The organism is Desulfoluna sp. CLI2B, assembly GCF_056847375.1.
Genome location: NZ_CP186557.1, coordinates 4,521,758 through 4,545,897 on the forward strand (window position 1 = coordinate 4,521,758; position 24,140 = coordinate 4,545,897).

Annotated in this window: 21 protein-coding genes, 1 other RNA gene and 1 pseudogene; 16 read left to right on the forward strand and 7 right to left on the reverse strand. The window is 60.0% G+C overall.

All coding sequences use genetic code 11. The features are described from left to right. The first annotated feature begins 248 nt into the window (after nt 1-248). The 4 genes from ACOYW2_RS21075 to ACOYW2_RS21090 all read left to right on the forward strand — a co-directional run bounded on the left by ACOYW2_RS21075 (nt 249) and on the right by ACOYW2_RS21090 (nt 6,577). Nucleotides 249-3,341, forward strand: coding sequence for an AfsR/SARP family transcriptional regulator (locus tag ACOYW2_RS21075; protein WP_482767868.1), 3,093 nt, complete (start codon nt 249-251; stop codon nt 3,339-3,341). Further along, the gene (locus ACOYW2_RS21080) at nt 3,338-3,562 is read left to right on the forward strand and encodes a hypothetical protein (RefSeq protein ID WP_482767869.1); all 225 of its coding nucleotides are present in this window, start codon (nt 3,338-3,340) and stop codon (nt 3,560-3,562) included. Before ACOYW2_RS21075 ends, ACOYW2_RS21080 begins: the two co-directional genes overlap by 4 nt. A gap of 68 nt (nt 3,563-3,630) precedes the next feature. Next, nucleotides 3,631-4,062 (forward strand): hypothetical protein, encoded by a 432-nt coding sequence (locus ACOYW2_RS21085; protein WP_482417947.1) that lies wholly within the window; start codon nt 3,631-3,633, stop codon nt 4,060-4,062. Nucleotides 4,063-4,291: 229 nt separating this feature from the next. Further along, nucleotides 4,292-6,577 (forward strand): GspE/PulE family protein, encoded by a 2,286-nt coding sequence (locus ACOYW2_RS21090; RefSeq protein ID WP_482767870.1) that lies wholly within the window; start codon nt 4,292-4,294, stop codon nt 6,575-6,577. Here the strand turns inward: ACOYW2_RS21090 and ACOYW2_RS21095 are convergent. The 3 genes and pseudogenes from ACOYW2_RS21095 to ACOYW2_RS21105 form a co-directional block, all read right to left on the reverse strand. Beyond that, entirely contained in the window at nt 6,552-7,019 is a 468-nt protein-coding gene (locus tag ACOYW2_RS21095; RefSeq protein ID WP_482767871.1) for a DUF642 domain-containing protein, read from the reverse strand. The genes ACOYW2_RS21090 and ACOYW2_RS21095 overlap by 26 nt on opposite strands. A gap of 147 nt (nt 7,020-7,166) precedes the next feature. Beyond that, nucleotides 7,167-7,382, reverse strand: a complete 216-nt coding sequence (locus ACOYW2_RS21100) for a type IV pilin protein (RefSeq protein ID WP_482419893.1) — start codon at nt 7,380-7,382, stop codon at nt 7,167-7,169. After that, nucleotides 7,379-7,876 (reverse strand): annotated as a pseudogene (locus ACOYW2_RS21105) (nitroreductase family protein); the annotation flags it as partial. The pseudogene ACOYW2_RS21105 and the gene ACOYW2_RS21100, both read right to left, overlap by 4 nt. Before the next feature lie 288 nt (nt 7,877-8,164). Here ACOYW2_RS21105 and ACOYW2_RS21110 point away from each other — a divergent pair. Both ACOYW2_RS21110 and ACOYW2_RS21115 read left to right on the forward strand, forming a co-directional pair. Continuing rightward, nucleotides 8,165-8,743: a DUF922 domain-containing Zn-dependent protease gene (locus ACOYW2_RS21110; RefSeq protein ID WP_482767872.1), complete on the forward strand. Its 579-nt coding sequence runs from the start codon at nt 8,165-8,167 to the stop codon at nt 8,741-8,743. A 42-nt stretch (nt 8,744-8,785) separates the two neighbouring features. Next, nucleotides 8,786-9,265 (forward strand): hypothetical protein, encoded by a 480-nt coding sequence (locus ACOYW2_RS21115; RefSeq protein ID WP_482767873.1) that lies wholly within the window; start codon nt 8,786-8,788, stop codon nt 9,263-9,265. Between the two features lie 138 nt (nt 9,266-9,403). Here ACOYW2_RS21115 and ACOYW2_RS21120 read toward each other — a convergent pair whose 3' ends face one another. Further along, nucleotides 9,404-10,660, reverse strand: coding sequence for a DegT/DnrJ/EryC1/StrS family aminotransferase (locus ACOYW2_RS21120; RefSeq protein WP_482767874.1), 1,257 nt, complete (start codon nt 10,658-10,660; stop codon nt 9,404-9,406). A 680-nt stretch (nt 10,661-11,340) separates the two neighbouring features. Here ACOYW2_RS21120 and ACOYW2_RS21125 point away from each other — a divergent pair. From ACOYW2_RS21125 to ACOYW2_RS21140, 4 genes are all read left to right on the forward strand, one after another. Beyond that, complete coding sequence (locus ACOYW2_RS21125; RefSeq protein WP_482417953.1) at nt 11,341-11,592, forward strand: hypothetical protein; 252 nt, start codon at nt 11,341-11,343, stop codon at nt 11,590-11,592. An 18-nt stretch (nt 11,593-11,610) separates the two neighbouring features. After that, complete coding sequence (locus ACOYW2_RS21130) at nt 11,611-13,152, forward strand: sodium:solute symporter family transporter (protein ID WP_482417954.1); 1,542 nt, start codon at nt 11,611-11,613, stop codon at nt 13,150-13,152. Nucleotides 13,153-13,253: 101 nt separating this feature from the next. Further along, the gene (locus ACOYW2_RS21135) at nt 13,254-14,207 is read left to right on the forward strand and encodes a GntR family transcriptional regulator (protein ID WP_482767875.1); all 954 of its coding nucleotides are present in this window, start codon (nt 13,254-13,256) and stop codon (nt 14,205-14,207) included. Next, entirely contained in the window at nt 14,204-14,905 is a 702-nt protein-coding gene (locus ACOYW2_RS21140; RefSeq protein WP_482767876.1) for a creatininase family protein, read from the forward strand. The genes ACOYW2_RS21135 and ACOYW2_RS21140 overlap by 4 nt, the downstream gene beginning before the upstream one ends. A gap of 121 nt (nt 14,906-15,026) precedes the next feature. On the opposite strand, the gene dnaK is transcribed toward ACOYW2_RS21140, so the two are convergent. The 3 genes from dnaK to ffs form a co-directional block, all read right to left on the reverse strand. After that, nucleotides 15,027-16,931 (reverse strand): molecular chaperone DnaK, encoded by a 1,905-nt coding sequence (gene dnaK / locus ACOYW2_RS21145; protein WP_482417957.1) that lies wholly within the window; start codon nt 16,929-16,931, stop codon nt 15,027-15,029. An 89-nt stretch (nt 16,932-17,020) separates the two neighbouring features. Next, the gene (gene grpE, locus ACOYW2_RS21150; protein ID WP_482767877.1) at nt 17,021-17,698 is read right to left on the reverse strand and encodes a nucleotide exchange factor GrpE; all 678 of its coding nucleotides are present in this window, start codon (nt 17,696-17,698) and stop codon (nt 17,021-17,023) included. A gap of 397 nt (nt 17,699-18,095) precedes the next feature. Then, an RNA gene (ffs, locus tag ACOYW2_RS21155) (signal recognition particle sRNA small type) lies at nt 18,096-18,178 on the reverse strand. Nucleotides 18,179-18,468: 290 nt separating this feature from the next. Between ffs and tilS (ACOYW2_RS21160) the strand changes: the two genes are divergently transcribed. The 6 genes from tilS (ACOYW2_RS21160) to ACOYW2_RS21185 all read left to right on the forward strand — a co-directional run bounded on the left by tilS (ACOYW2_RS21160) (nt 18,469) and on the right by ACOYW2_RS21185 (nt 23,901). After that, on the forward strand, nt 18,469-19,191 hold the full coding sequence (gene tilS, locus ACOYW2_RS21160) for a tRNA lysidine(34) synthetase TilS (RefSeq protein ID WP_482767878.1): 723 nt from the start codon (nt 18,469-18,471) through the stop codon (nt 19,189-19,191). Beyond that, nucleotides 19,098-19,925, forward strand: coding sequence for a tRNA lysidine(34) synthetase TilS (gene tilS / locus ACOYW2_RS21165; RefSeq protein ID WP_482767879.1), 828 nt, complete (start codon nt 19,098-19,100; stop codon nt 19,923-19,925). Before tilS (ACOYW2_RS21160) ends, tilS (ACOYW2_RS21165) begins: the two co-directional genes overlap by 94 nt. A gap of 119 nt (nt 19,926-20,044) precedes the next feature. Next, a complete protein-coding gene (ftsH, locus tag ACOYW2_RS21170) occupies nt 20,045-21,940 on the forward strand; it encodes an ATP-dependent zinc metalloprotease FtsH (protein WP_482419902.1) in 1,896 nt (631 codons plus the stop codon). 89 nt (nt 21,941-22,029) lie between these two features. Further along, nucleotides 22,030-22,890, forward strand: coding sequence for a dihydropteroate synthase (gene folP / locus ACOYW2_RS21175; RefSeq protein ID WP_482767880.1), 861 nt, complete (start codon nt 22,030-22,032; stop codon nt 22,888-22,890). A gap of 62 nt (nt 22,891-22,952) precedes the next feature. Then, on the forward strand, nt 22,953-23,747 hold the full coding sequence (locus ACOYW2_RS21180) for a CdaR family protein (RefSeq protein WP_482767881.1): 795 nt from the start codon (nt 22,953-22,955) through the stop codon (nt 23,745-23,747). Next, entirely contained in the window at nt 23,740-23,901 is a 162-nt protein-coding gene (locus tag ACOYW2_RS21185; RefSeq protein ID WP_482767882.1) for a hypothetical protein, read from the forward strand. Before ACOYW2_RS21180 ends, ACOYW2_RS21185 begins: the two co-directional genes overlap by 8 nt. Nucleotides 23,902-24,140 lie beyond the last annotated feature (239 nt).

The following is a 24,140-nucleotide window of genomic DNA, read 5'->3' on the forward strand; positions in this document are numbered from 1 at the left end:
CGTCCCTGACCCGGATATTTCATGACAAAACAAACAGCCAGGATGAAAGCTATATGATTTCAGAACACTACAACGAAAATGCCAGCTATTTTGAACATGCAAAATGTAAATGAGGGTTTGCTGTTTGATTTTCTCACCTTTCGGGCGAGCCGGACTGAAAGGGTTTGGGCATGGAAAGCAAAGCATGGACGTGAAAAAAATTGTGAAACGCGGATCGTTAAGCTACCTTCTCCACAGGAGAAAAGACCATGACGATGTTGCACATTCACTGTTTTGGGGCACCCCGGTTCACGGTGGACACAGAGCCCGTAAGGATTCCCCGGCGCAAATCCGCTGCCCTGGCAATCTACCTTGCCGTCACGGGCACGGCCCACACCCGGGAAAAGCTGGCCGACCTGCTGTGGCCGGACCAGGAGCAGGGCAAGGGGCGAGCCTCCCTTCGGCGCGCCCTGTCGGACATCACACAGTCCCTGGGCAGGTCCTGGCTGGCCGCGGACCGGGAGACCATCGGTGCCCTTGCCAGCGACCAGGTCCAGGTGGATGTGGAGAGGTTCCGTACCCTGTTGGGCATGGGCCGAGAAGGGAACCTTTCGGCCATGGAAGAGGCGTTATCCCTCTACACGGACTCTTTTCTCTCGGGCTTTCACCTCAGTGGCGCACCCGACTTCGACCACTGGCGGCTGGAGCAGGCCGAGGGCCTCAACCGCGAGACCGCCGAGATCATGAAAAAGCTGTCCGAAAGATACATAGCCCTGGGAAGAGACGGAGAGGCTCTGGGGGTTGCAAGACGCCTGGTGGCCCTGGATCCCCTGGACGAAGATGCCCACAGGCGACTCATGGCGCTCTTTGAGCAGGCCGGTCGGCGGGATGCCGCTCTGCGCCAGTATGAGACATGCAGGGCGCTGCTCCGCACCGAACTGGCCGTCGACCCGGATCAAGAGACCGAGGCGTTGGCGGAATCCCTCCGAAGCCACCAAAACCCCGTCAAAAAACAGAAGCCAAACCTGCCAATATCCAACCTGCCGGCCCAGGCCACGGCCTTTGTGGGGCGAACAGGGGAGGTCACCGGCCTTGTGGAACGACTCACCTCCCCGGAAGTAAGGCTGCTGACCCTCACCGGCCCGGGGGGCATGGGAAAAACCCGGTTGGCCCTCCAGGTGGCCACCGTGGCGGCGAACCGCTTTGCCCACGGCGTCTTTTTCATCTCCCTTGCAGACCTTGACGCCAAAGAAGCCCTGGTGCGAGAACTCATCAGGGTCTTCGGGCTCAGCCAAGGCGAAACAGCCCACCCCATGGCACAGATCACAGGTTTTCTTCGAACAAGGGAGATTCTGTTGCTTCTGGACAACTGCGAACACCTGCCCGAAGGAGCCCCGGTGGTTTCCGAGCTGCTGGAGGCAGCGCCCCATCTCACCATCCTGGCCACCTCCAGAACCCGGCTGATGCTCAAGGGTGAACACCTGTTTCCCCTGTCGGGCCTGTCCCATCCCGACCCCTCGGATCAGCCCCCGGCCCCTGAAGACCTGAAAAACGCGGAGACGACCTATGATGCCCTGGCCCTTTTCCTTACAACGGCCAGGATGGTGAACCCGGGCACTGAGCTGACGGCCTCGAATTACCCTGCCCTTGCCGAGATCTGCGACATGACCGCAGGCATGCCCCTGGCCCTGATCCTGGCCGCCGGGTGGATGGACACCCTGACGCCTTGGGACATTGCAGGTGAAATCCGAGGCAACCTGGATTTTCTGAACGCAAAGATGCAGGACCTGCCCCCGCGCCACCGGAGCATGCGCGCCGTGTTTGACTCCTCCTGGAAACGGTTGACCGAAAAGGAAAAAAAGGCCCTGCAAAGGCTCACGGTATTCCGGGACGGATTTACCCTGGACGCCGTGGCAAAGGTGACGGGAATGAAAAAAGGGACGGCTGCCGAGACAACGGCAAGCCTGGTGAGAAAATCGATCCTCAGGGCCGAGCCGGAAACCGGCCGGTTCGGCATCCACCCACTCCTAAGGCAGTACACCGACGATCACCAGGGAGACCCCGGCCATGGCCATCCCATGGAAGACGCCCACATGGGGTATTACCTCGCCCTGGTCCAGAGCCGCGAAAAAGAGCTGACGAGCCGAAACATGCCCGCCTGCAGACGTGCCATGGATGCGGACATGGCCAACATCCGCCAGGCATGGCTTCGCGCAGCAGCCACAGGGGCCTTAGACGCCCTAGGCCGGGCAGCCACCGGCCTGTATGCATACTTCGACATGCACACCCGGTATCACGAAGGGGAGGCCCTGTTTCGCCCGGCCAAAGAGTACGTGATGACTGCCTCATCAAGCCCGACGGATGCCCGACTGTGCCTGGTCCTTTTGTGCTGGTTCGATATGCAGACCCAAGGGTTCCCCCCAAAAACACAAAGCAACGCCCCCTGCCCCGGGGAGGAAGAGGGCCGGGTGGAAACGGTCGCCCGCAGCACCTTAAGGTGGGCCGTCTCAACAGGAGACACCCGCGGCAAGGCCTGGGCCTTTCTGCTGCTTGGGGCCCTGGCCCACCGCCGGAAACACCATGAACGGGCCCTTCGGCTCTTTCGCCTGAGCCTTACGGCCCACCCCGGCATTGAGCACGCCTTCTGGGTATCCCTCCGCATCGGGCTGTGCCTGCGCTCCCTGGGCAGGATCGAGGAGGCCACGGAACGATTCCGGGAAAGCCATCAATGGGCAACCCGCACGGGAGACCGCATCAAAACCGCCTGGGCCATGGGCAATATCGGCTCCGCAGCCCTGTGCCTGGGGGACCTGCACACCGCAGAGACCTGCCTAAAGGAAGCCGCAACCGCATTTCGAGAGCTCAACGCCCCCATCGGCATGGTGATCTCCTGCGAAGAGCTGGGACTCATCGCTTTCTTGAAAGGAGACCTGCAGCAGGCCTCAGCCCTTGCCGAAGAAGCCCTGACCATCGCCAGGGCCTCGGGCTTTGCCCGGGCCAGGTACCAGAGGGCCCAGGCGCTAAAAGGGCTCATCCTCATGGCATCCGGCTCCCCGGCCAAGGCCCGCCCCTGCCTTGAAGCGGTACTGGAAACGGATCTCTCCCGGTTTTCCGCCCACCTGGGCATGGTCTTCTGCGCCTGCCGGGCCACAGACCGAAAAACCGCAGCCACCCACCTGGCCCAGGCCCACCAACTGGCCCCAAAGGTCCACAAAACCCACCTTCTTCTGCTCTTAACCCTTGCCCAAGCGTCTGTTTCGGCCCTTTCGGATAACCACGATGAGGCAACACGCTACCTCACCCAGGCACGCAATCACCCCGGCTTCGGTGCAGGACTCTTTCAGGCCTGGAACATGGAGTGACTTCCCTGGCAACCAGGGCAAAACGTTTAAAAATTTTGGCAAACAGGCTTTCTTTTTATGGACGCGTCGCAACCGCCCATAACCCCTCTCATTTTTTATTTTACCGAAAAGTTTTTGCGGAGCTTTTTTCAAAAAGCGACCCGCCGGAGGCAACTGAATTTTTGAATGCATTGGCCCTGCCCTGGCCACCACTCCATATGTACTTTTTCTCCTGCCTGTGAGACCATAAGGAAAGCCCGGACACTTTTTTGCTGAGTCATTGAGACCTCATCCCTTATCAGGAGGCCCCATGCTTACAGCCTTTGTTGTTCTGCTGGTCTGTACCGTCACCGCCCTGGTTGCCCTGCGCCTGATCTACACCCCGGACGGCCCCCTCACCGGCCAGGACGATGAAGAGGAAGAAGCCCCCTTTCAGGTAACCATCACCCCCAGTGAGCTCTCCTGCGAGCACCCAAGACGGGAGCGGGAAGCGGTTCCCTGGGAGGAGATCCACGAAATCGTTCTCATCAACGCCCAGGAAGCCCCGCCCATCCCTCCCTACTGGCTGGTCTTCGTGGGGGACGGCAAGGGATGCTCCGTGCCCACCGAGGCCCAAGGGTTCTCCCGTCTCTGGGACGAAATCGAGGCCCGGTTTCCCGGTTTTGATTTCAATGCCGTCCTCGAACCGGAAGCAGGCATCACCAAAAAAAGCGTCTGGCGAAAACCCGAGGTTCCCCATTGACCCTGGGGAAAAACCGTCCTTCGCAATAGCCATGCTCCCTTTGTTCCGGTAAACATCAAAAGGGTGCCTTGTGTACTTTTTTTGCCATGTATGAGAAAGTATATCCATACATTACCATCCTTTCGTGTATAACCCCCGTGTTCAACCCAGCCCCTTCCCTGAGTGTTCCGACCGAGCCATGAAACGCCGAGCCCAAGACGGCTTGCGTGCCCCTTTGCCAGGAGGAGACATGAAAAAACCCGACAGCGCCCCTAAAAAGCTCGCCGATACGCACAGCCACAAAAAACTTGGGGACATCCTCATCGAGGCCGGAGTCATTGAACCCAAGGACCTTCAGAAAGCCTTGCACGCCCAAGCCACGTCACCCAAAAAAATCGGCCAGATCCTCATGGACATGGGGATCGTGGATGATATCCAGATTGCCCGGGCCCTGTCCGAGCAGTTGAATATCCCCTACCTCCACCTGCCCGATATAAAGATCGCGCCGGAGGTGATCTCCCAGGTCTCCGCGGAAATCGCCGAAACCTACCTGCTCCTGCCCACCAAAGAGGAAAACGACGAGCTTGTGGTCACCATGGCCAACCCCCTGGAGTTCTATGCTCTGGACGATTTGCGTTTCATGACCCAGAAACGCATCAAGATAGCGGTCTCGCCCCAAAGCGAAGTGCTCACCGCCATTGACACCTACTACCCCAAAAAAGGGCTCCACCTTGATGAAGCCCTTCAGAACGAAGTCCAGATTGAGGTGATCAAGACCACCGAAGCCAATGAGAAAGAGCTGGACAAGGGTGCCCTGACCTCCATCGCCGAAGACCCGCCCGTGGTGCGATTTGCCAACAGCATCCTGGCCGATGCCGTGAAGCTCAAGGCCAGTGACATCCATATCGAACCCCGACAGGCGTCGGTTATCATCCGGTACCGCATCGACGGGATCATGCGTGAAATCCTCAAGACCGACAAGCTCATCCACTCCGCCCTGGTCTCACGCATCAAGGTGTTCTCCTCCATGGACATCTCCATCCGGCGCAAGCCCCAGGATGGTCGCGCCCAGGTAAAGTACGGAGGGGTTGCCTATGACTTGCGGGTCTCCTCGTTTCCCACATCCTACGGCGAAAAAATCACCATACGGATCCTCAACCCGGAATCCGCCAAGATGAGCTTTGAAAACTTGGGGCTCCAGGGGACGCACTACAAAGATCTGGAAAGCAGCATTCAGTTACCCCAGGGCATTATCCTGGTCACCGGGCCCACGGGCAGCGGAAAATCAACCACCCTGTATGCCTGCCTGAACCGCCTCAACTCTCCGGAGGTCAACATCATCACGGTGGAGGACCCTGTGGAGTATAAGGTAGAGGGCATCAACCAGGGCCAGATAAACCCCAAGGCGGGCATCACCTTTCCCGCGGCCCTGCGGTCCATCCTGAGGCAGGACCCGGACATTGTGATGGTAGGAGAGATCCGGGACGGAGAAACCGCAGGCATCGCGTGCCAGGCGGCACAGACCGGGCACCTTGTCCTTTCCACCCTGCACACCAACGACTCGCCTTCGGCCGTCACCCGGCTCCTGGACCTCGGAGTGGATGCCTTTGTGGTGGCGGACTCGGTGGTGGCATGCATCGGCCAGAGGCTGGTCCGGCGCATCTGTGATAAATGCAAAACCACGGACAACCTGTCGGCCCAGCTGCTTGAAAAGATTCCTTCGGGGGAAAACGGGGATAACGATGTCAGGTACTACAAAGGGGAAGGATGCGAAGCATGTCGGTATTCAGGGTATGTGGGACGGATCGGCATCTACGAAATCCTGCGCATCACCCCGTCGATCCAGTCCCTCATCAAAAAAGACGTGTCGGCGGCCACCATCAAGGCCCAGGCCATGAAGGAGGGGTTCCAGCCGTTTTTCATGGATGGTGTCATGAAGGCCCGGCAAGGCCTCACCACCTTAGGAGAGGTTCTCCGGGTGGCCGGCCCGGACACCCCACATATAGAAACCGCAGCCCCGGCCTCGGCCTCGGTAGCCCCCCCCGCCCCTGATGCCGTCACGTCGGTTCCGGCCTTTGACCCCACATCCCATGTAACGGTGGTGGGTCATCCCACGGTCCTGGTGGTGGACGACAACGAAATAGAGCTGGAAATGATGTCCCACCTCCTTAAAACCCAGAACTATCGTACTCATCTGGGAGCGGCCAGGCTACAACGGTGCAGAAGCCTTGAAATCTGTCTATCAGGCCATGCCCGACCTCATCGTGACAGATTATGTCATGCCGGAAATGGACGGGTTCACCCTCATCAAAAAGCTGAAAGAGGAGATTGCCACCCGCATGATTCCCGTGATCATGCTGACGGCCAACGAGGACCTCAAATCCGAGGTGGAGGTGCTCAATGTCGGCGCGGACGATTACATGACCAAACCCGTCAACTACGAACGGTTCATCGCAAGGGTCAACAGGCTCCTTCAACGACGGCTGGAGAGCACCAAGGGGTAAAACGCCCTACTCGAAGGTATCCGTTGCAATGACCTCGACCTTGTCTATGAGGGTTCCCAGCCCGTTGCTTTGCCCGGCGATCTCCGACAGGGACAGATCCATGGAGTCGCCGGTTCCCGTCACCTCAACCGTGTACTCTTTCCACTCGTTGGTGGGCGGCGTAAAGGTCTCCACCTCATCCCCCCCCCACCCCACGGAAAAATCCGATGAATTGGCGCGCCTGGCCCGGGCCGTGATTTTGATTTCATAGACCCTTCCCGCTTCGGTCTCAACGCTCTGGGAGATGGTGTCGCTTGCCCTGCCGCCGTCCAGCTCCACGATATGCCCCCCGTTGGGGGAGTTGTACCCCAAAAACCCATCCCTCCAGATTTCAATGGCCCCTGTGTTGGACTCCCATCCGTTGATCCTTCCGGTGGGCACCGGGGCCCATCGCCTCACGTTCCTGTTCACCGAATCAAAGGTCGAGTTGTCCAAAAGGTTCTCCCCGGCGGGGATGTCGGACTGAACCTGCGATGCCGACGTATGGTGCAGCGAGCACTGCACCTGGCCGTACTCGGGCACCTCGATGGAGGAGCTGGACCAGGTATAAACGCCACCCCGGGGGCACTGGTTGAGAGTTGATCAATTACGCGGCGTAAGAAGCTCATGCTCGAAGTAGTAACTCTGGGTCTGGGTCTCGATGTCTCTTCTGAGCAGGAGACAGTTGGCGGCGTAGACCTTCTCCTTGTAGTTGAGGTATCGCGGAATGGCGATGGAGCTCAACACCCCGACGATGGCCACCGTCACCATGAGTTCCAGGAGCGAAAATCCGGCATTGTGCGTGGTTTGAGGGGTCATGGCACAAGCTCCGGTATGGGTTTGGCGGTGCTGATACGAACGTGGGAGAACCCGTGACGATGGGCATTGGGACACTCCACAACATAGCCGCCCTTCACCTGATGCACCTCATAGGGGACTCCGCTGAGCGGACAGGTAAAGCCCCCGACATCCGTCTCCCCGAGCTGCAGATCCCGGACCACCTTCCACAGGTTGTGGATGCAGGCGTCTGTCTGCATGTCGGTGTCGGCCGTGCCCACACGAAGGGGTTTGGCATGCTCCTCACGCAGGGAGAGTATCCTGGGCACCTGAAAGGCCAGAACCACGATGCTGAGGGCCAGGAGGGCATAATAGAAAAGGCGGCGGTCTTTTTTCTTTTTTTTCTCCTGCTGCTGTTGCTCCCGTTCGGCCTCTTCTTTGGCAAACTCGGCGACGGCGTCCTTGGCAATATCCGTATCCTTGTGATCGTCCATAATAAATACAAAGTCCCATGGGTTGATGTGATGATGGGAAAACGCTCTCCAGGCAAGGCCTGAAGCACAGACATGTCTTGAATCCGGATGTCATGAATGGAGGGAAAACACGGCGATCTTTCAATGGAATGGTTGCTTATCCTCAAGTATACTGAATCAAAGGTGCTTTTTCAAAAAAATAAACTGCTTTGAACCTTTGCCCCATCGCAGTAAATCATTTAAAAAAACCTCAGCCAGGGGCTGCCCGCCCCTGTACGGCATTTTTCTGCCCGGGTCCTTTGATAAATTCTGCGGTTGATTTGAACCCCGGATAACGGGATAAAGGATATCATGCAAAGACCACGACTCTGCGTTCTCATACTGCTCGGAATCCTCTGCCTGACGGCCACGGTCCGGGCCGAGCCCGCCGTTACCGTCCAGACGGAGTACTACGACATCTACGGAGGCACGGGGCAAGAGCTGCGCGAGGAGATGGGGCGCTTGGGGACCGTGTGGCGGGACGGAAATACCTACGATGCCCTGACCACCTGGATGGCCAGGTGGTGGTTCACCTGGGAATCCGGCCCAGACAGCTGCCGGATTACAGGCGTGGAGACCTCGGTGGAAGTACTGCACCGCTACCCCAGGTGGGCAAATCAGGATGAGGCGGCCCCCGAATTGCAGAATCGCTGGACCCGTTACATGAAAAACCTCAAGACCCATGAAGACGGTCACAAACGCATCGGCATCGCGGCAACCGCAGCCATCGGTAAGGCCATCCGGCAAATGCCACCTCACCGCAGCTGCCGGGAGCTGGAAGCCGCGGCCAATGCCCTGGCGGAAGAGATACTGGACACCTACAGGGCCCGGGAAGCCGACTATGACAAAAAAACCGGTCACGGAAAGACCCAGGGAGCTGTGTTTCCCTGACACACCAAACACGGGGAGCGGATCCCCGGGCAGGACAACCCCATGAACATCACACAAGACGACAAACACACCCTGAAGGTTGAGGAAAAGAACCGCACCATCGTGGCCATCGCAGGGATCGCCATCGCCTTCTGCCTGATCCGCACCGCCTTTTCGGTACACACCTTCGGCCTTGAGTACGCCTACTACCTCCACTGGATTTTCCTGGCGGCGGTGGCAGCCCTTGCCGGATGGCGGTTCACCGAAGAAGTCACCTTCACCTTTGACCGCAACGCCAAAACCGTTACCTGGCGACGAAAAAAACTCTTTGGGTCGGCCCTGGAAGGGGGCCTCACCTTTGACGAGGTGGAGGATGTCAGGATCGGGTACCGCGGGAGTGGAAAACGCACATCCTACCGCATCGAATTTGTGGTCAAAGGTGCCCCCTTTCCCCTGTCCGACCTCTACTCCCAGGGCCACCGGGGTCGGGAAGCCTGCAATACCATTGCCCGGCGCATCCTGGAGGTGATGTCCCGAGCCTGAAGGTAAAAAATCCGTAACCATTCAATACAAAACCCCAATCCATGGCACTGGATTGGGGTTTTTTCACGCGCAGGCAGATCGGAATGTGTGGGTTGACCTGCGCGGTCCTTCCTTAAACAAAGGGACCAACGGCCCCTGTCAGGCCCTGCTGGGGTCCAGGGTGGGCAGGTTGATGCAGGTGGCCGCCGCCTCCATGCCCCTGGGGCACTCCTGAAGGGCCATGGGCAGGGGATGGGCCGCGGATTGAAACCAGACCCCCACATCTGCCCCCAGACGCTTCTCCAGGTATGCATAATTTTTCTTGATGGCCGGATCCACGCGCACGGGAAACCGCAGCCAGGTGGGGGTGGCATCCGGCGATGGCTTCGGTGGCTCCAGACCGTTTCTCAGGCACCAGACCGCCCATTTTTCTGCTGCCCGCCGCCTCTCGGCCAGTTGGCGGTCCACCCGGGAGAGCTGCTGCATCATCAAGGGCGCCACCGCATGGGGCAGGCTCCAGTGGTATTGGCTGCACGGAGCGCCTGCCAGCTCTTCATCGTGCATCTGGGGCACAAGCCGGTCCGAAAGGAGCCCTTCGGCCAGGCCGGAGGTCACAAACCGAAACGGGCAGCTGTGGGTAAAATAGCTGTGGATGAGGGTCCAGAGAATCCGCCGGGTGAACTCCGGCGGAGCCGGGGTGAGGCGCGCAGCGTCCTCTTCCAGGCGGCGGCCGATCTCCGGGTTGTCGGTGATCACAAACCCGCCGTGGATGGTGTTGATGATCTTGGAGCGCTCACTGCTGAAAAACCCGATGTCCCCTAAGGTCCCCAGGAGCTTGCCGCGCCAGCGGCCGCCCGTGGCATGGGCGCAGTCCTCAATGACATAGAGCCCGCGGCCCCTGGCAAGGGCAAGGAGGTTTTCCAAATCCCGGCCGGGCATGCCGAAGGTGTGCTGAATGAGTATGGCGCGGGTCTTGCCCGTCAGCGCCCGCTCCACAAGGGAGGCGTCCATGCCGTAGGTGTCAAGTTCGATGTCCACGTAGACAGGCTCGATCCCTTCATACCGAAGGGCGTTGACCACGCACTGGCAGGTAAAGGCAGGAATAAGCACCTCGTCCCCCGGGGTAAGCCCCAGGGCGCGGACCACCGCACACAACGACGCCCTGCCCCCCATGTAGAACCCGGCGTGGGCCACGCTGAACCGCGCCTTCACCGACCGGGCGAGCCGCTGCAGCCCCTCCCCGCCTGAACGGGTTCCCGGATGCATCAGGGCCCTTGCCGCCAGAATCACGTCGGCCATGCGCAAGGTGGCCGAAAGCAGCGGCACCGGCATCACGCGCTGGCGGCGCTTGAGTCGTTTCACATTGATCCCCTGCTGGCGGGCCAGGCATCGGATCGTGTGTCCCAGCCTTTCCATGATCACCCTCCTTCGCTAAGCACTAAGCAAACATCTCATGTTCTCATGGGGTAGCACAGTAAACCGGGATACTCAACTATCACAATATCGTCTGAAAACTATTTTCCTATCTACTTCCACCATCATAGATCTTTAAAATCCAAGAGGATCCTGAATGTCACAATCCCTTTTTCATATCACCAAATAAATTCAGGATAATATTTTGTTATGGACAATTGTGCCACGCTTCTATATCAAATTACTTATCAGTACCCGGCTTGTATCACGATGCCAACGCCATTTACTCTTCGGTAGACATTCAAAATGTTCCCCGATACCTGCCTTTGCATTGTCATACGACCGATTTGAAGGGACAGGCACACACGTGAATCGTCCGCGCCCTGCGAATATTTCGATGACGATTCGTATCGTACGACGCGATATCCCGCCGTTCGCACCCACGCGACAGGAAGCGATTCAAAAGGGCCATGTCCTCAATTCGCGACGCCATCATCACATCTTACGTGCTGCATCATGGGAGTTGAAAGGCGACGCAGCGTCGGGCACCGCAATGCCGTACCGGACCGTTTTTAAAGGCGACCAACCGCCCATGCAGGCAAAAAAACGATCCTGCCAAGCCCCGAAAATCATGACGTGATAAGCGGTTGTCGCATGTCACACTATTTTTTGAGGAGGAGATTGTGGATATTTTCAGCAACCGTTTCGAGATGAGATGGGCCGCCATCATCCTGACCATGTACGGCCTCATCATGATTCCCTTTCCCTGGTATTTCAACGAAACCTACGTGCCTGGTTTCGGGGGGGTCCCCCTGTTTGTGTACGCCTGGGTCCTTCACGGCATCGCCGTGCTGATCCTTGTCTGGCGATTCAGCCGCGAGGCACTGAAGCGCCCCGAGTACCGGAACTTCGAAGACATTCAACCTGAGAAGTAGAAAGGAGCGAGCAATACCATGGCTGACCCCTCAACATTGGTGACCCCCACACCGGTCCCGTTTTTCGTATCCATTGCCATCTACTTTGCCCTCATCGGCTATATCGGCTGGCGAGCGGCCAAATCCACCAAAACCCTGAGCGATTTTTTCGTCATGAGCGGCAAAGCCGGCGCCCTGGTGGGCGGTTTTGCCTACTTCGCCTCCCAGTACAGCATGAGCACCTTCATGGGCGTGCCTGCCGTCACCTATTCCACAGGCTTTTCCGGCATGAGCATCTCGGTGCCGGGGCTTGCCTTCTCCATGATCATCCCCGCTCTCTTTGTGGGGCGCAAGCTGATGCTCATGGGCAAGAAATACGGTTTCCTCACCATGACCGATTACCTCTCGGACCGCTACGAATCCAACGCCATCCGGGCGGTCCACGCCGTGATGATGATCGCCTTCCTCGTGGCCATCATGGGTGCCCAGACCGTGGGCGCAGGGGTTATCCTCAACACCTTCACCGGCCTTCCCCAGTGGATGGGCGTGGTGGGCATGGGCATCATCGTCATCTGCTACTGCATGGCCGGCGGCATGAAAGGTGCCATGATGACCGACGTCCTCCAGGGCTTTCTCATGGTGACCACAGCCATCGTCACCTTTATCGTCTCGGTGAAGGCCGGGGGCGGGCTCAGCCAGATCACCACCTCCCTTGCCGACGCCAACCCCGCCTACCTTACCCACCCCGGCGCCAAGGGCAACTTCCCCTGGGCCTCCTACATGTCCATGATCGTCATGTGGAGCTTTTTCACCATCGGGCAGCCCACCCTCTTCACCAAGTTCTTCACCATGAAAAACTATGAGACCATGTTCAAGGCGGTGATCCTGGGGACCTTGGGCATGCTCCTCTCCGCCACCCTCATCGAATGGGCCGGGGCCAACGCCATCGTCTCCGTGCCCGGGCTTACCGGCAAGCAGACGGACTTCATCGTGCCCATGCTCCTTCAGGGCAACCTCAACCCCGTGCTGGCCTCCATCCTCATTGCAGGGGTGGTCTCGGCCGGTATGAGCACCATCGACGCCCTGCTCGTGGTGGCCACGGGCGGCGTCACCCGGGACATCTATCAGAACCTCATCAACCCGAAGGCCTCCGAGGGCCAGATTTTTGCCCTCTCCCGCTGGGTCACCGTGGTCATCGGCGCCTGCGGCATCGCCATCGGCATCATCAAGCCCACCACCATCTTCGGCCTCATCAAGTTTGCCTTCGGTGGGCTGGGCATCTGGGTGGCCCCCGTGATCCTGGGCATGTACTGGAAAAAAGCCACCCGCACCGGGGCCATTGCCGCGGTGATCTTCGGGGAGGCCCTCTACATCGCCATGAAGCTCTGGTTCAAAACCTGGTCCTTTGGTTTTGACCCCCTCATCGTCTGCTGGGCCGCCACCATGTGGGTCATGGTTCTCATCAGCCTCTTTACCCGCCCTGCGGGCCAGGAGACCATTGAGCGCCACTTTGACCGGCTGGTCCCAACGGCCGTGGCCCCGGAAGAGCCTGCAGCCACACCGCAACCCCACGTCGCCTGACAATAACCTCGCGGGAGGGCCACGGCGCCCTCCCGCACTGTCATCCATGATAAAGCACAGAAACCATTCGAGCCGCCGGGCTCAGTCTCCCGGGAGGAGTTGTGAAGATCACCATTGACAAAACCCTGCCAGTCTCCATATCCGTCCAGATCGAGGGTGCCGTGGAGTTCGGCATCATGGCCGGAGCCTATCGTGAGAACAACCAGCTGCCCACGGTGCGTGCCCTGAGCAGCGAACTCGGGGTGGCCCCCATGACCGTCACCAAGGCATACAAATCCCTGAAGGCCAAAGGCCTTCTGGAGTCGGTCACAGGCAGGGGGTTCGTGGTGGCACGAGGGAACTCAAACACCAGAACCGCCTGGAGATCCTTCGCCGGGAGTTTCTGGCCCTGCTGGAAAAAGCAAGGGTCCTGGAGGTGGACCCCGCGCTTTTCATCGGCATGTTCAACCAGCGGGAAACCGAGGTGGAAACCCCGGTGCCCCTTCGCATTCTCATGGTGGGGAACTCCCGGCGCATCAACGAGTGCTACATCCGGAGAATTCGGGATTTCCTCGCGGGAGCCCCGGTTCGATAACATGGATTTCGCCCAATTCAACACGTTGACGGACACCAGGGCCCGCAACTACGACCTCATTCTTACCATCCCCCACTGCATGGCCCGAATCCGGCTTAAAGTAGGGGATACCGTCCCGGTGATGGCCCCGTACCTCATTCCCTCCAAGGAGACGCGGGAAGCCCTCGCCGCCCTGCCCCCCGGCACCACCGTTGGAGCCATCTCCCATTTTGCATCCTTTGTGCCGGCCATGGCCGAAGGAATCCGGCGTTTTGCCCCCCAGGTGGGGACCATCCGCATGGAGCTGGCCAGCAGCCCGAAGCTGCAGGAGCTCGCCGACGTCACCGACGTCCTGATCTACAGCACCAGCAGCCTGGGGACAGCCAAAGCCTTAACGGGCGTACGCGTTATGTTCGAGTACGCCCACACCCCAGAAACACGGTACCTGCGGGAGATCCTGGTCCCCGCGGTCCAACACATCCAAAAAGAAGTACAGATATGAAGATCGCCGACATGAACTGGTTCCAGGTCGAATCCTACCTGAAAACCGACGACCGGGTGGTCCTTCCCCTGGGAAGCACCGAGCAGCATGCCTACCTGAGCCTCTGCACCGATTTCATCCTCTCAAACAAACTGGCCGTAGAGACCGGTGAGGGGTGCGGGGTTCCGGTCTACCCGGGCCTGCCCTACGGTATCGCCCCTTACTTTTCCGCCTACCCGGGGACCGTCACCATCCGCCCTGAGACCTATGGCGATTTTGTGACGGACATCCTCAACAGCCTTGTGAAAAGCGGCTTCAGGCGCGTGCTTATCATCAACGGCCACGGGGGCAACAGCCCGGTGGAGGAGACCATCCGGTCCCGCATGGACAGTGTGCCCGAGTGCCAAATCCTCTTTCACAACTGGTGGTCGTCCGAGGATGTGATGGGTGCGGTCCACGCTGTGAGCCCCAACGCCTCCCACGCCTCCTGGATGGAGAACTTCCCCTGGACCCGCCTTGAGAGGGTCTCCCTTCCCTCCCGGGAGAAGGCTCCGTGCGACCCCCCGAACCTGAGGCAGCTTCCCCCCACTGAGGTGCGCTCCCTTCGGGGATGGGCAGGTATGGGCGCCTACCAGGCCGACGATGATGCCATGCTCGCCATATGGCGCACGGCCGTTGCCGAGACCACCCGGCTTCTGGACACCGGGTGGGAGAACTGACCGTCCCGCCCCTGCCCCTGCAGGGGGCTGTTCCGCCCACAAAAAAACCCCGCCTTTTTTGCAAAAGGCGGGGTTTTTCTATGAAGTCACGGGCCTGCCGTGGCAGGCCGCGGGATCTTTTTTACTTCTGGTCTTTGACCTCTTCGAAGTCGGCATCCACCACGTCATCGTCGGCGGGTGCGGCCCCGGCGCCACCTTCGGCACCGGCCTGGCCCTCTTCAGCAGCCTTCTTGTAGGCGGCTTCGGCGATCTTGTGGGAGGCCTGGGTCAGTTCCTCGGTGAGCTTGGTGATCTCCTCGGCGTCTTCCCCTTCCATGGCCTTCTTGAGCTTTTCGATGACCTCGGCCACATTGGCCTTGGTGGCTTCGTCAGCGCCCTCGCCCACTTCCTTGACGGCCTTTTCGGTCTGGTAGACCAGGGCGTCGGCGGTGTTACGGGCTTCCACAAGGGCCTTCTTCTGCTTGTCTTCGTCGGCGTGGAGCTCAGCGTCTTTCACCATCTGCTGGATCTCCTCTTCGGAGAGACCGCTGTCGCTTGTGATCTTGATGGACTGCTCTTTGCCGGTGGCCTTGTCCTTGGCGGAAACAGAGACAATGCCGTTGGAGTCGATGTCAAAGGTCACTTCGATCTGGGGCACGCCGCGGGGTGCGGGGGGAATGTCGGACAGGTCGAAGCGGCCCAGGGTCTTGTTGGTTTCAGCCATCTCGCGCTCACCCTGGAGCACGTGGATGGACACGGCGGGCTGGTTGTCGGCAGCCGTGGAGAAAACCTGGCTCTTACGGGTGGGGATGGTGGTGTTCTTCTCGATGAGCTTGGTCATCACGCCGCCCAGGGTCTCGATGCCCAGGGACAGGGGCGTAACGTCCAGAAGGAGAACATCATCCACGTCGCCTTTGAGGACGCCGCCCTGGATGGCGGCACCAAGGGCAACCACCTCGTCGGGGTTCACGCCTTTGTGGGGCTCTTTGCCGAAGATGGACTTCACGCGGTCCTGAACAGCGGGCATACGGGTCATGCCGCCCACCAGGATGACTTCGTTGATCTCGCCAGCAGAAAGGCCGGCATCCTTCATGGCGGTGACGCAGGGCTTGGCCAGGTTCTCCAGGAGGTCAGCCACCAGGGACTCCAGCTTGGCGCGGGAGAGTTTCACGTTCAGGTGCTTGGGACCGGAAGCGTCGGCGGTGATGAAGGGCAGGTTGATGTCGGTCTCCATGGCGGAGGAGAGCTCCATCTTGGCCTTTTCAGCAGCCTCTTTCAGACGCTGCAGGGCCATCTTGTCGCCGCGCAGGTCGATGCCCTGCTCACGCTTGAACTCGTCGGCCAGGAAATCGATGATGCGAAGGTCGAAGTCTTCGCCGCCCAGGTGGGTGTCGCCGTTGGTGGACTTCACCTCGAACACCCCGTCGCCGATCTCGAGGATGGAGACGTCGAAGGTACCGCCGCCGAGGTCGAAGACAGCGATCTTCTCTTCGGACTTCTTGTCGAGGCCGTAGGCAAGGGAAGCTGCCGTGGGCTCGTTGATGATACGGAGTACGTTGAGGCCTGCGATGCGGCCTGCGTCCTTGGTGGCCTGGCGCTGGCTGTCGTTAAAGTAGGCGGGCACGGTGATGACGGCGTCGGTCACCTCTTCTCCAACGTACTCTTCGGCGGTCTTCTTGATGTTGGCCAGGATGAACGAGGAGATCTCTGCGGGGCTGTGCAGGCTGCCGCGCAGATCGATGCGCACGTCACCGTTGTCTGCTTTTTTCAGTTCGTAGGGCAGAATCTTTGCGTCACGCTGTACTTCGCCGGAGTCGAACTTGCGTCCGATGAGGCGCTTCACGCCAAACACGGTGTTTTCGGGGTTCGTGATGGCCTGACGCTTGGCAATCTGGCCCACGAGGCGCTCGCCGCTCTCAGAGACGGCAACGGTGGACGGTGTGGTGCGCCCCCCTTCGGTGTTGGTGATGACTTTGGCGTCTCCGCCTTCCATGATCGCGACACACGAGTTGGTTGTTCCCAGATCGATACCAATTACTTTACCCATTTTTTCCTCCATGCCTGTGCATCCGAGAGCAGGCTTCCAAATAAGTCTTTCCTGATAACTGTTCTGATGTGTATGGCCCGGGACTTGGTCTATTCGGCCTCGGCCTTTTCGTTTTCACCTGCGCTGAGAGCAGCCGCCTTTGAGACGACCACCATGGCCGGGCGAATAAGCCTGTCATGGAGCAGGTAACCCTTCTGCATCTCTTTCACCACGGTGTTTTCAGGGACCGCATTGGTCTCTTCCTGAATCACCGCCTGGTGGAAGTTGGGGTCAAAGGGCTTGCCTTCGGACTCCAGTGGCTTAAGGTGAAACTTTTCGAACACTTTCGTTATTTCAGTCAGGGTCATTTTGACCCCTTCAATGACGCCCTGTCCGGACTCGTCACCGCCATCCCCTGTGGACTCTACAGCCCTTTCGAGGTTGTCGATAACGGGAAGAAGCTGCTTGATAAACGCCTCGTTGGCGTACTTCTTCGACTCCTGAAACTCCCGGGCGGAACGTTTCTTATAATTCTCAAATTCGGCGGTGGACCGAAGCAGGCGGTCGTAACTCTCAGCCGCCTTGGCCTCTGCTTCCTTGACTTTCTCTTCCATCAACTCCTCAGGGCTTTTGGCGACCTCTTCGGCCTCAGCGTCTTCGGCAGTGGCCTCGTCAACAGCGGTCTCCTCTCCGGTGACCTCTTCAACGGCCTCATCCGCCTGTGATACGGTTTCTTCTTCAGGCGTCGCGCCTTTTGCTTCTGTATGGTTCTGACTATTTTTGGCCAATGCTCACTCCTGATTCTCTCGACCCGGAAAACTCCGCTACGCTCCGTGAAACCACCTGACTGGGTTTATCTCCAAAAACCATCCGGTTTTTCAGCCGGACGGCCGCGTCTCACAAGCAACCAATTCACAGTCCCATGAATATGAGGATTCGGGGCCACGCAGTTGAACCGGGTCTCTCACCCGGATATTTATAAAGGACAAACAGTCGAACTTTTTGCCTAAACCATTGGTGAACCGTCTGCATCATGCGATTCGAGAAAAAAATAATACGTATTGATCAGTTGTCAATGGGGGATTTACGCAAAAAAATGGGGAAAAGGGATCCGAAGGGGGGCCCAAGGGGGAGATCACCGGGAAAATACGGCAAAAAAAAACCTGACCGCATCCGCCGACCGGGATCGATCCACGACACAGACCACATCCCTTAGTGCTGCTTCCTTCCGGACCTGACACGGTTCGAGCGGGGCTGTTGCATGGCGGCCGGTCGGCAGGACACGGCCAGGAGAGATACATATACGTCGAACGACGGACCTTTTCAAGCCCCTTTTTGACCAAAGGTGAGGTCTGAAGGAATCTTCCCCCCGCCCCGGAAGCGCCCCGATCCGGCACATTTCTTTTAAAATCAAACAACAAGACACATTTTATTCCAATCTTCACGCGTCTCACCGGTTGACACCGGACAGGGGGTATTCTACCCTCAGCATCACCCGGTGGGTCGCGTCTCACAATGCGGCCAAACGCCCTAACCCCAACCCCCTAAAAAACAGTTCATGACACGACACCTCCAGACAGGGCCCGTACAGACCGTCCGCGACACTCTGGCCCGCCACGCCATGTGCCTGCCGGGCGATCACCTGCTGGTGGCCCTCTCCGGCGGCCCCGACTCCATGGCCCTGCTCCATATCCTTTACCTGCTGGCCCCCGAGCTGGACCTTACCCTTTCGGTGGCCCACCTCAACCACGGCATCCGGGGCGAGGCCGCGGGCAGAGACCAGGCCTTTTCCAGGCAGGCAGCTGAAACCCTGGGCCTTCCCTTTGTGACGGAGACCACAGATGTCCCGGCCCTGGCCCGCCAGTCCGGCACGGGTCTGGAGGAAGCGGCCAGAAACGCCCGCCACGCCTTTCTCCGTGAAGCAGCCCTCTCCTGCGGAGCCCGACGCATTGCCGTGGGCCACCACAAAGGGGACATGGCCGAACAGGTGTTGATGAACCTGTTGCGCGGATCGGGCCTCAAGGGGCTTGGCGGCATGGACCCGGTGACCTCCGACGGCATCATCCGCCCCCTCATGGAACTCTCCAAAAACGAAATCACAGACTGGCTGAGCGCCCGGGGCATGGCCGTGATTCCAACAGCGACACCGCCTACACACGCAACCGGATCCGCCACCGGCTCATCCCCATGCTCGAAGCCGAATTCAACCCCTCGGCCGTGGACACCCTGGCACGGACGGCGAGCCTTCTCAGGGACGAGGAGGCCTGGCTCCGGGAGCTGACCGAGTCCCTGTTCGACGACTGTGCCGTCTCCCGGGGGGATCGGCACCTGGAGCTCTCCGCCCCCAAGCTCCGGGCCCTTCACCCGGCGGCCCGGAACCGGGTGCTGCGCCGGGCGGCCGCCGCCCTCTGCGGCTCCACCCGGACCCTCAGCGCCGCCCATATCCAGCGCCTCACCGAGCTTCTGGACCGGGGGCAACCCGGTCACTACGCGGACCTTTCCCGGGGTCTCCGCGGTATCTTCACCCAAGGGGCCCTTCACCTCACCACGGAGACCGGCAACCTGAGGCACACCCGACCGCAGCTTCTTTCAGGGGTACCGGCCTTCTCCTATGAGGTGCCCCGCCCTGACCCCGGAGAGTCCTGCACCGTGCACATCACCGAGACCGGGGACCGCCTGACCATCGGCTGGGCCCAGGCCCCGGAGGAACTTGCCACCAGCCGCAACGCCCTTCGGGTATACGTGGCCCCCGGGTCCGCGGACTTTCCCCTGACCATCCGAAACCCACGGCCCGGAGACCGCTTTCGGCCCGAGGGAGGCAGCGGGGGCCGCAAGCTCGGCCGCTTTTTCTCCGACTGCGGCCTGGAAGCGTCGCTGCGATCACGCGTTCCCCTGGTATTCTCAAAAAACACCCTCATCTGGGTGGCGGGATACCGCCTGGACGAGGCTGCAACCCCACCGTCTCCCGGTGCCCCTGCCCTTGAGATGGTGTTCCACCCGTATAAAAAAGGATAAATCCCCCCGGATGCGTCTCATTATGTCTTGCCTAAATTGCAATGATGATTAATATGAGGGTAACCCTGCGCTGAATTCAGGGATGAACCGATGACGAAAGATCATGGAGGACCCATTTCTTGAACCCATTCTATAAAAATCTCTCCCTCTGGCTGGTAATCATTCTGATGATGATCATGCTCTACAACATCTTCAATCAGAACCAGCCCGGAGGCCAGACTGTCCCTTACTCAGAGTTTATCTCGCAGGTGGAAAGCGGGAATGTGTCCCGGGTAACCATCCAGGACCAGAACCTCCTGGTAACGAACAGCAGCAACGCCACCTACAAGGTATTTGCCCCCAACGACCTCCAGCTGATCCCCACCTTGCGGGACAAGGGCGTCATCATTGAGGCCAAGCCCCCGGCTGAGGCCCACTGGCTCGTCTCCATCATCGCCTCCTGGCTGCCCATGATCATCCTCATCGGGATCTGGATCTTCTTTATGAAGCAGATGCAGGGCGGGGCAGGCGGCAAGGCCATGAGCTTCGGCAAGAGCCGCGCACGTCTTCTCTCCGAAGACCGTGAGCGGGTGACCTTCCGCGACGTGGCAGGGGTGGAAGAGGCCAAGGAAGAGCTCACCGAGGTGGTGGACTTCCTGCGCGACCCCAAAAAATTCACCCGCCTGGGCGGCCGCATCCCCAAAGGTGTCCTCCTTGTAGGCCCTCCGGGAACGGGCAAGACCCTTCTGGCCCGCTCCGTGGCCGGAGAGGCCGAGGTGCCTTTCTTTACCATCAGCGGCTCCGACTTTGTGGAGATGTTCGTGGGCGTGGGCGCATCCCGTGTGAGGGACCTCTTTGCCCAGGCCAAGAAAAACGCCCCCTGCATCATCTTCATCGATGAGATCGACGCCGTGGGACGACAGCGTGGCGCGGGCCTCGGCGGCGGTCACGACGAACGGGAGCAGACCCTGAACCAGCTCCTCGTGGAGATGGACGGCTTCGAGAGCAACGAAGGGGTTATTCTCATCTCCGCCACCAACCGCCCCGATGTTCTGGACCCTGCCCTTCTTCGCCCGGGTCGCTTCGACCGCCAGGTGGTGGTGGACCTGCCCGACATCAACGGCCGCAGGAAGATCCTGGAAGTCCACATGCGCAAGACCCCCCTGGCCGACGACGTCCACGCCCTGAACCTGGCCAAGGGAACCCCCGGATTTTCCGGTGCGGACCTGGAGAACATGGTCAACGAAGCCGCCCTCCTGGCCGCCAAGCGGGACCAGGACAAGCTCCGCATGGTGGACTTTGAAGACGCCAAGGACAAGGTCTACATGGGCCTTGAACGCAAGTCCAAGGTCATCAAGGAAGAGGACAAGAAGACCACGGCCTACCACGAAGCGGGCCATGCTCTGGTGGCACGGTTCCTTCCCGGCACCGACGCGGTGAACAAGGTCACCATCATCCCCCGCGGCAGGGCCGCAGGCGTCACCTGGTTCCTCCCGGAAGAGCGGGACTTTAAATACAAGGACCAGCTCGTCAGCGAGCTTTCCGTTGCCTACGGCGGACGCGTGGCCGAAGAGCTGATCTTCAACCGCATCAGCACCGGGGCTTCCAACGACATCAAGCAGGCCACGGGCCTTGCCAACAAGATGGTCCGGGACTGGGGCATGAGCGACTTAGGTCCCCTGTCCTACGCCAACTCCGACGACCATGTCTTCCTCGGCAGGGAGATCGCCCAGCACAAGGATTATTCCGAGCACACGGCCCGGCTCATCGATGAAGAGGTCTCCCGCTTCATCACCGACAGCTACACCAAGGCCAAAGAGGTTCTCACCGAGAACATCGATGTGCTCCACGCCCTCTCCGAACTCCTCCTGGACAAAGAGACCATCATGGGCAAAGAGCTCGACGACCTCATCTTTGCCATGCGCCCGGGCATCGTCCTCCCCTCCAACCCCCTGGACTCAGGCGACGATGCCGAGACACCCGACGAGGTGATCCTGGAGTCCGACAGCCAGGACGACTCCGGCACAACCGTTTAAACCGACGCTTCCAGGTGACGGGGCCTTGTTTTAAAGGCCCCGTCGCCCCTGCCCGGCCCCGTTCCGGGGCGAAAGGACCTCCCATTGCCATGATCCCCTTCGACATCTCCTGGAAAAACCACCGACTCAACCTCGGGCACCGCACCTGCATCATGGGTATCTTGAACGTCACCCCGGACTCCTTCTCCGACGGCGGCCAGTTTTTCAACGCGCAAAACGCCGTCAACCGGGCCCGCCAGATGGTGGAAGAGGGGGCAGACATCATCGACATCGGCGGCGAGTCCTCCCGCCCCAACGCCGACCCCGTGTCCCTGGAAGAAGAACTGCGACGCGTGGTACCGGTGGTTGAAGAGCTTGTCAAACACATCGACGTGCCCATCAGCGTGGACACGGTCAAGGCAGAGGTGGCCCGGCAGGCCCTTAAAGCAGGCGCCGCCATCATCAACGACATCACCGCCCTCACCGGCGACCCGGAGATGGCCAAGGTAGTGGCTGAGTTTGATGTGCCCGTGGTCCTCATGCACATGAAAGGGACCCCCAGCACCATGCAGAACAGCCCCACCTACGACGATCCCGTCGGGGAGGTCAAAGCCTACCTGGAAGAAGCCATCGCGCGGGCCGAGGCCGCGGGCATCGCACGGGACAAGATCATCGTGGACCCGGGCATCGGCTTCGGCAAAACCGTGGGCCACAACTACACCATCATCAAGCACCTGAAAAACCTGGAGTCCCTGAACGTACCCGTACTCATGGGCACGTCGCGTAAATCCTTCATCCGCAAGACCCTGGAGGAGGGTGTACGCACCGCTCCCATGGACGAGATCGAAATCGGCACCCAGGCCACGGTCTCCGCGTCCATCATGGGAGGCGCCCACATTGTCCGCGTCCATGACGTCAAATCCACGGCCGTCACGGTGAAGGTGATGGACAACGTCACGGCGGCCCGATAACCGAGCCGGGGCTTCCCGGCGAAGCCCCTTTTCCCCCACCTTCAAGAGCCCCGGAGACCACGGTGACCGCAGAGGAACATCACAACCGGAGACATCTGTACCGATTCGCCCTGGGCCTGGGCCTCGCAGCCCTTCTGGCCCTGTTCCTCCTCTCCCTTGTCCTTCTCACAGGGCTCCGGCGGGAGGAGCACACCCTGGTCTCCCCCATTGAGGTCACCGGGATTCCCGAAGGCTATGTCATGGTCCGGCAATCCCACGCCCGGGCCAAGATCCGGGTAAGCGGGACGCCCGCAGACCTCGACCACATGGAGGGGCTCCGCCTCCAGGTGAGCCTTCCCGACCACCCCGCCATGGACGGCTCCTACCCCGTCACCCTGCGCCAGGAAGAAGCCCCCCCCGTGGAGATCCTTGAAATCACCCCGTCCGAGGTCCATATCCGCCTGGCCGAATCCGTCCAGAAAAACATCCCGGTAACGGTTCGCCTGGAGGGCAGCCCCGCCCCGGGATTCCGACTGGGCGAGGTGACGGTGACCCCCGCCGCTGCCCGGGTCTCCGGCCCGTCCGAGGTGGTGCGAAACGCCGCCCCAGCCGTACCCCATCCGCACCACCGCCGTCTCGGTTTCCGATGCAACGGCTCCCCTGTCCGTCAAGGTGCCTGCGGAACACGACCCCGGAAAAAGCCACCTCACCTTGTGCCCCGAGCTCTTCACCGTTCGCGTTCAGATAGAAGAGATCCACGCCACCAGGCGCCTTGCCGGGATCCCCATCACCACCGGCCCGGACGAATCCCGCCACATCTCCATCACACCTTCCACCGTGGACATCTCGGTGACGGGTCCGGCACGGCTTGTGGATAAGCTACAGACAGCCACAGGGGTCTCCGCCGTCATCGATACCCGCGGCCTTGCCTCCGGCATCTATGTCCGCAGGGCGGCCATCACCCTCCCCCGGGGAGTCGACCTCATCAGCGCCAGCCCCGAACTCTTCACCGTCACCATTCCCGGGTCCTGACCCCCGGTCCACGCAAGAAGCCCGCCGCCTTCGCGCAGAAGTGTTGCCGAGGCTCGTCAAATGGGGTAGGATGCCGGGGTTTGTATGTTCCGGCAGTCGGGCCCCTCGCCCTTGCCGTCCCTTGAGAAACGACGATAGAAAGAAACGGCAGCGGCGGCTTGCGCCCGAAAGGCCATAAAGCCGCCATGATGAGGAGACTATGGTACTGGTTATCGATGTGGGAAACACCAACACGGTGA

Excerpts from the sequence above, each read along its gene's own strand:
- folP (WP_482767880.1), top strand. The coding sequence starts at position 22,030 with ATGATCCCCTTCGACATCTCCTGGAAAAACCACCGACTCAACCTCGGG.
- ACOYW2_RS21130 (WP_482417954.1), top strand. The coding sequence starts at position 11,611 with ATGGCTGACCCCTCAACATTGGTGACCCCCACACCGGTCCCGTTTTTC.
- ACOYW2_RS21075 (WP_482767868.1), top strand. The coding sequence starts at position 249 with ATGACGATGTTGCACATTCACTGTTTTGGGGCACCCCGGTTCACGGTG.
- tilS (WP_482767879.1), top strand. The coding sequence starts at position 19,098 with ATGCTCGAAGCCGAATTCAACCCCTCGGCCGTGGACACCCTGGCACGG.
- ACOYW2_RS21100 (WP_482419893.1), bottom strand. The coding sequence starts at position 7,382 with ATGACCCCTCAAACCACGCACAATGCCGGATTTTCGCTCCTGGAACTC.
- ACOYW2_RS21115 (WP_482767873.1), top strand. The coding sequence starts at position 8,786 with ATGAACATCACACAAGACGACAAACACACCCTGAAGGTTGAGGAAAAG.
- tilS (WP_482767878.1), top strand. The coding sequence starts at position 18,469 with ATGACACGACACCTCCAGACAGGGCCCGTACAGACCGTCCGCGACACT.
- ACOYW2_RS21140 (WP_482767876.1), top strand. The coding sequence starts at position 14,204 with ATGAAGATCGCCGACATGAACTGGTTCCAGGTCGAATCCTACCTGAAA.
- ACOYW2_RS21120 (WP_482767874.1), bottom strand. The coding sequence starts at position 10,660 with ATGGAAAGGCTGGGACACACGATCCGATGCCTGGCCCGCCAGCAGGGG.
- dnaK (WP_482417957.1), bottom strand. The coding sequence starts at position 16,931 with ATGGGTAAAGTAATTGGTATCGATCTGGGAACAACCAACTCGTGTGTC.
- ACOYW2_RS21090 (WP_482767870.1), top strand. The coding sequence starts at position 4,292 with ATGAAAAAACCCGACAGCGCCCCTAAAAAGCTCGCCGATACGCACAGC.
- ACOYW2_RS21085 (WP_482417947.1), top strand. The coding sequence starts at position 3,631 with ATGCTTACAGCCTTTGTTGTTCTGCTGGTCTGTACCGTCACCGCCCTG.
- ACOYW2_RS21110 (WP_482767872.1), top strand. The coding sequence starts at position 8,165 with ATGCAAAGACCACGACTCTGCGTTCTCATACTGCTCGGAATCCTCTGC.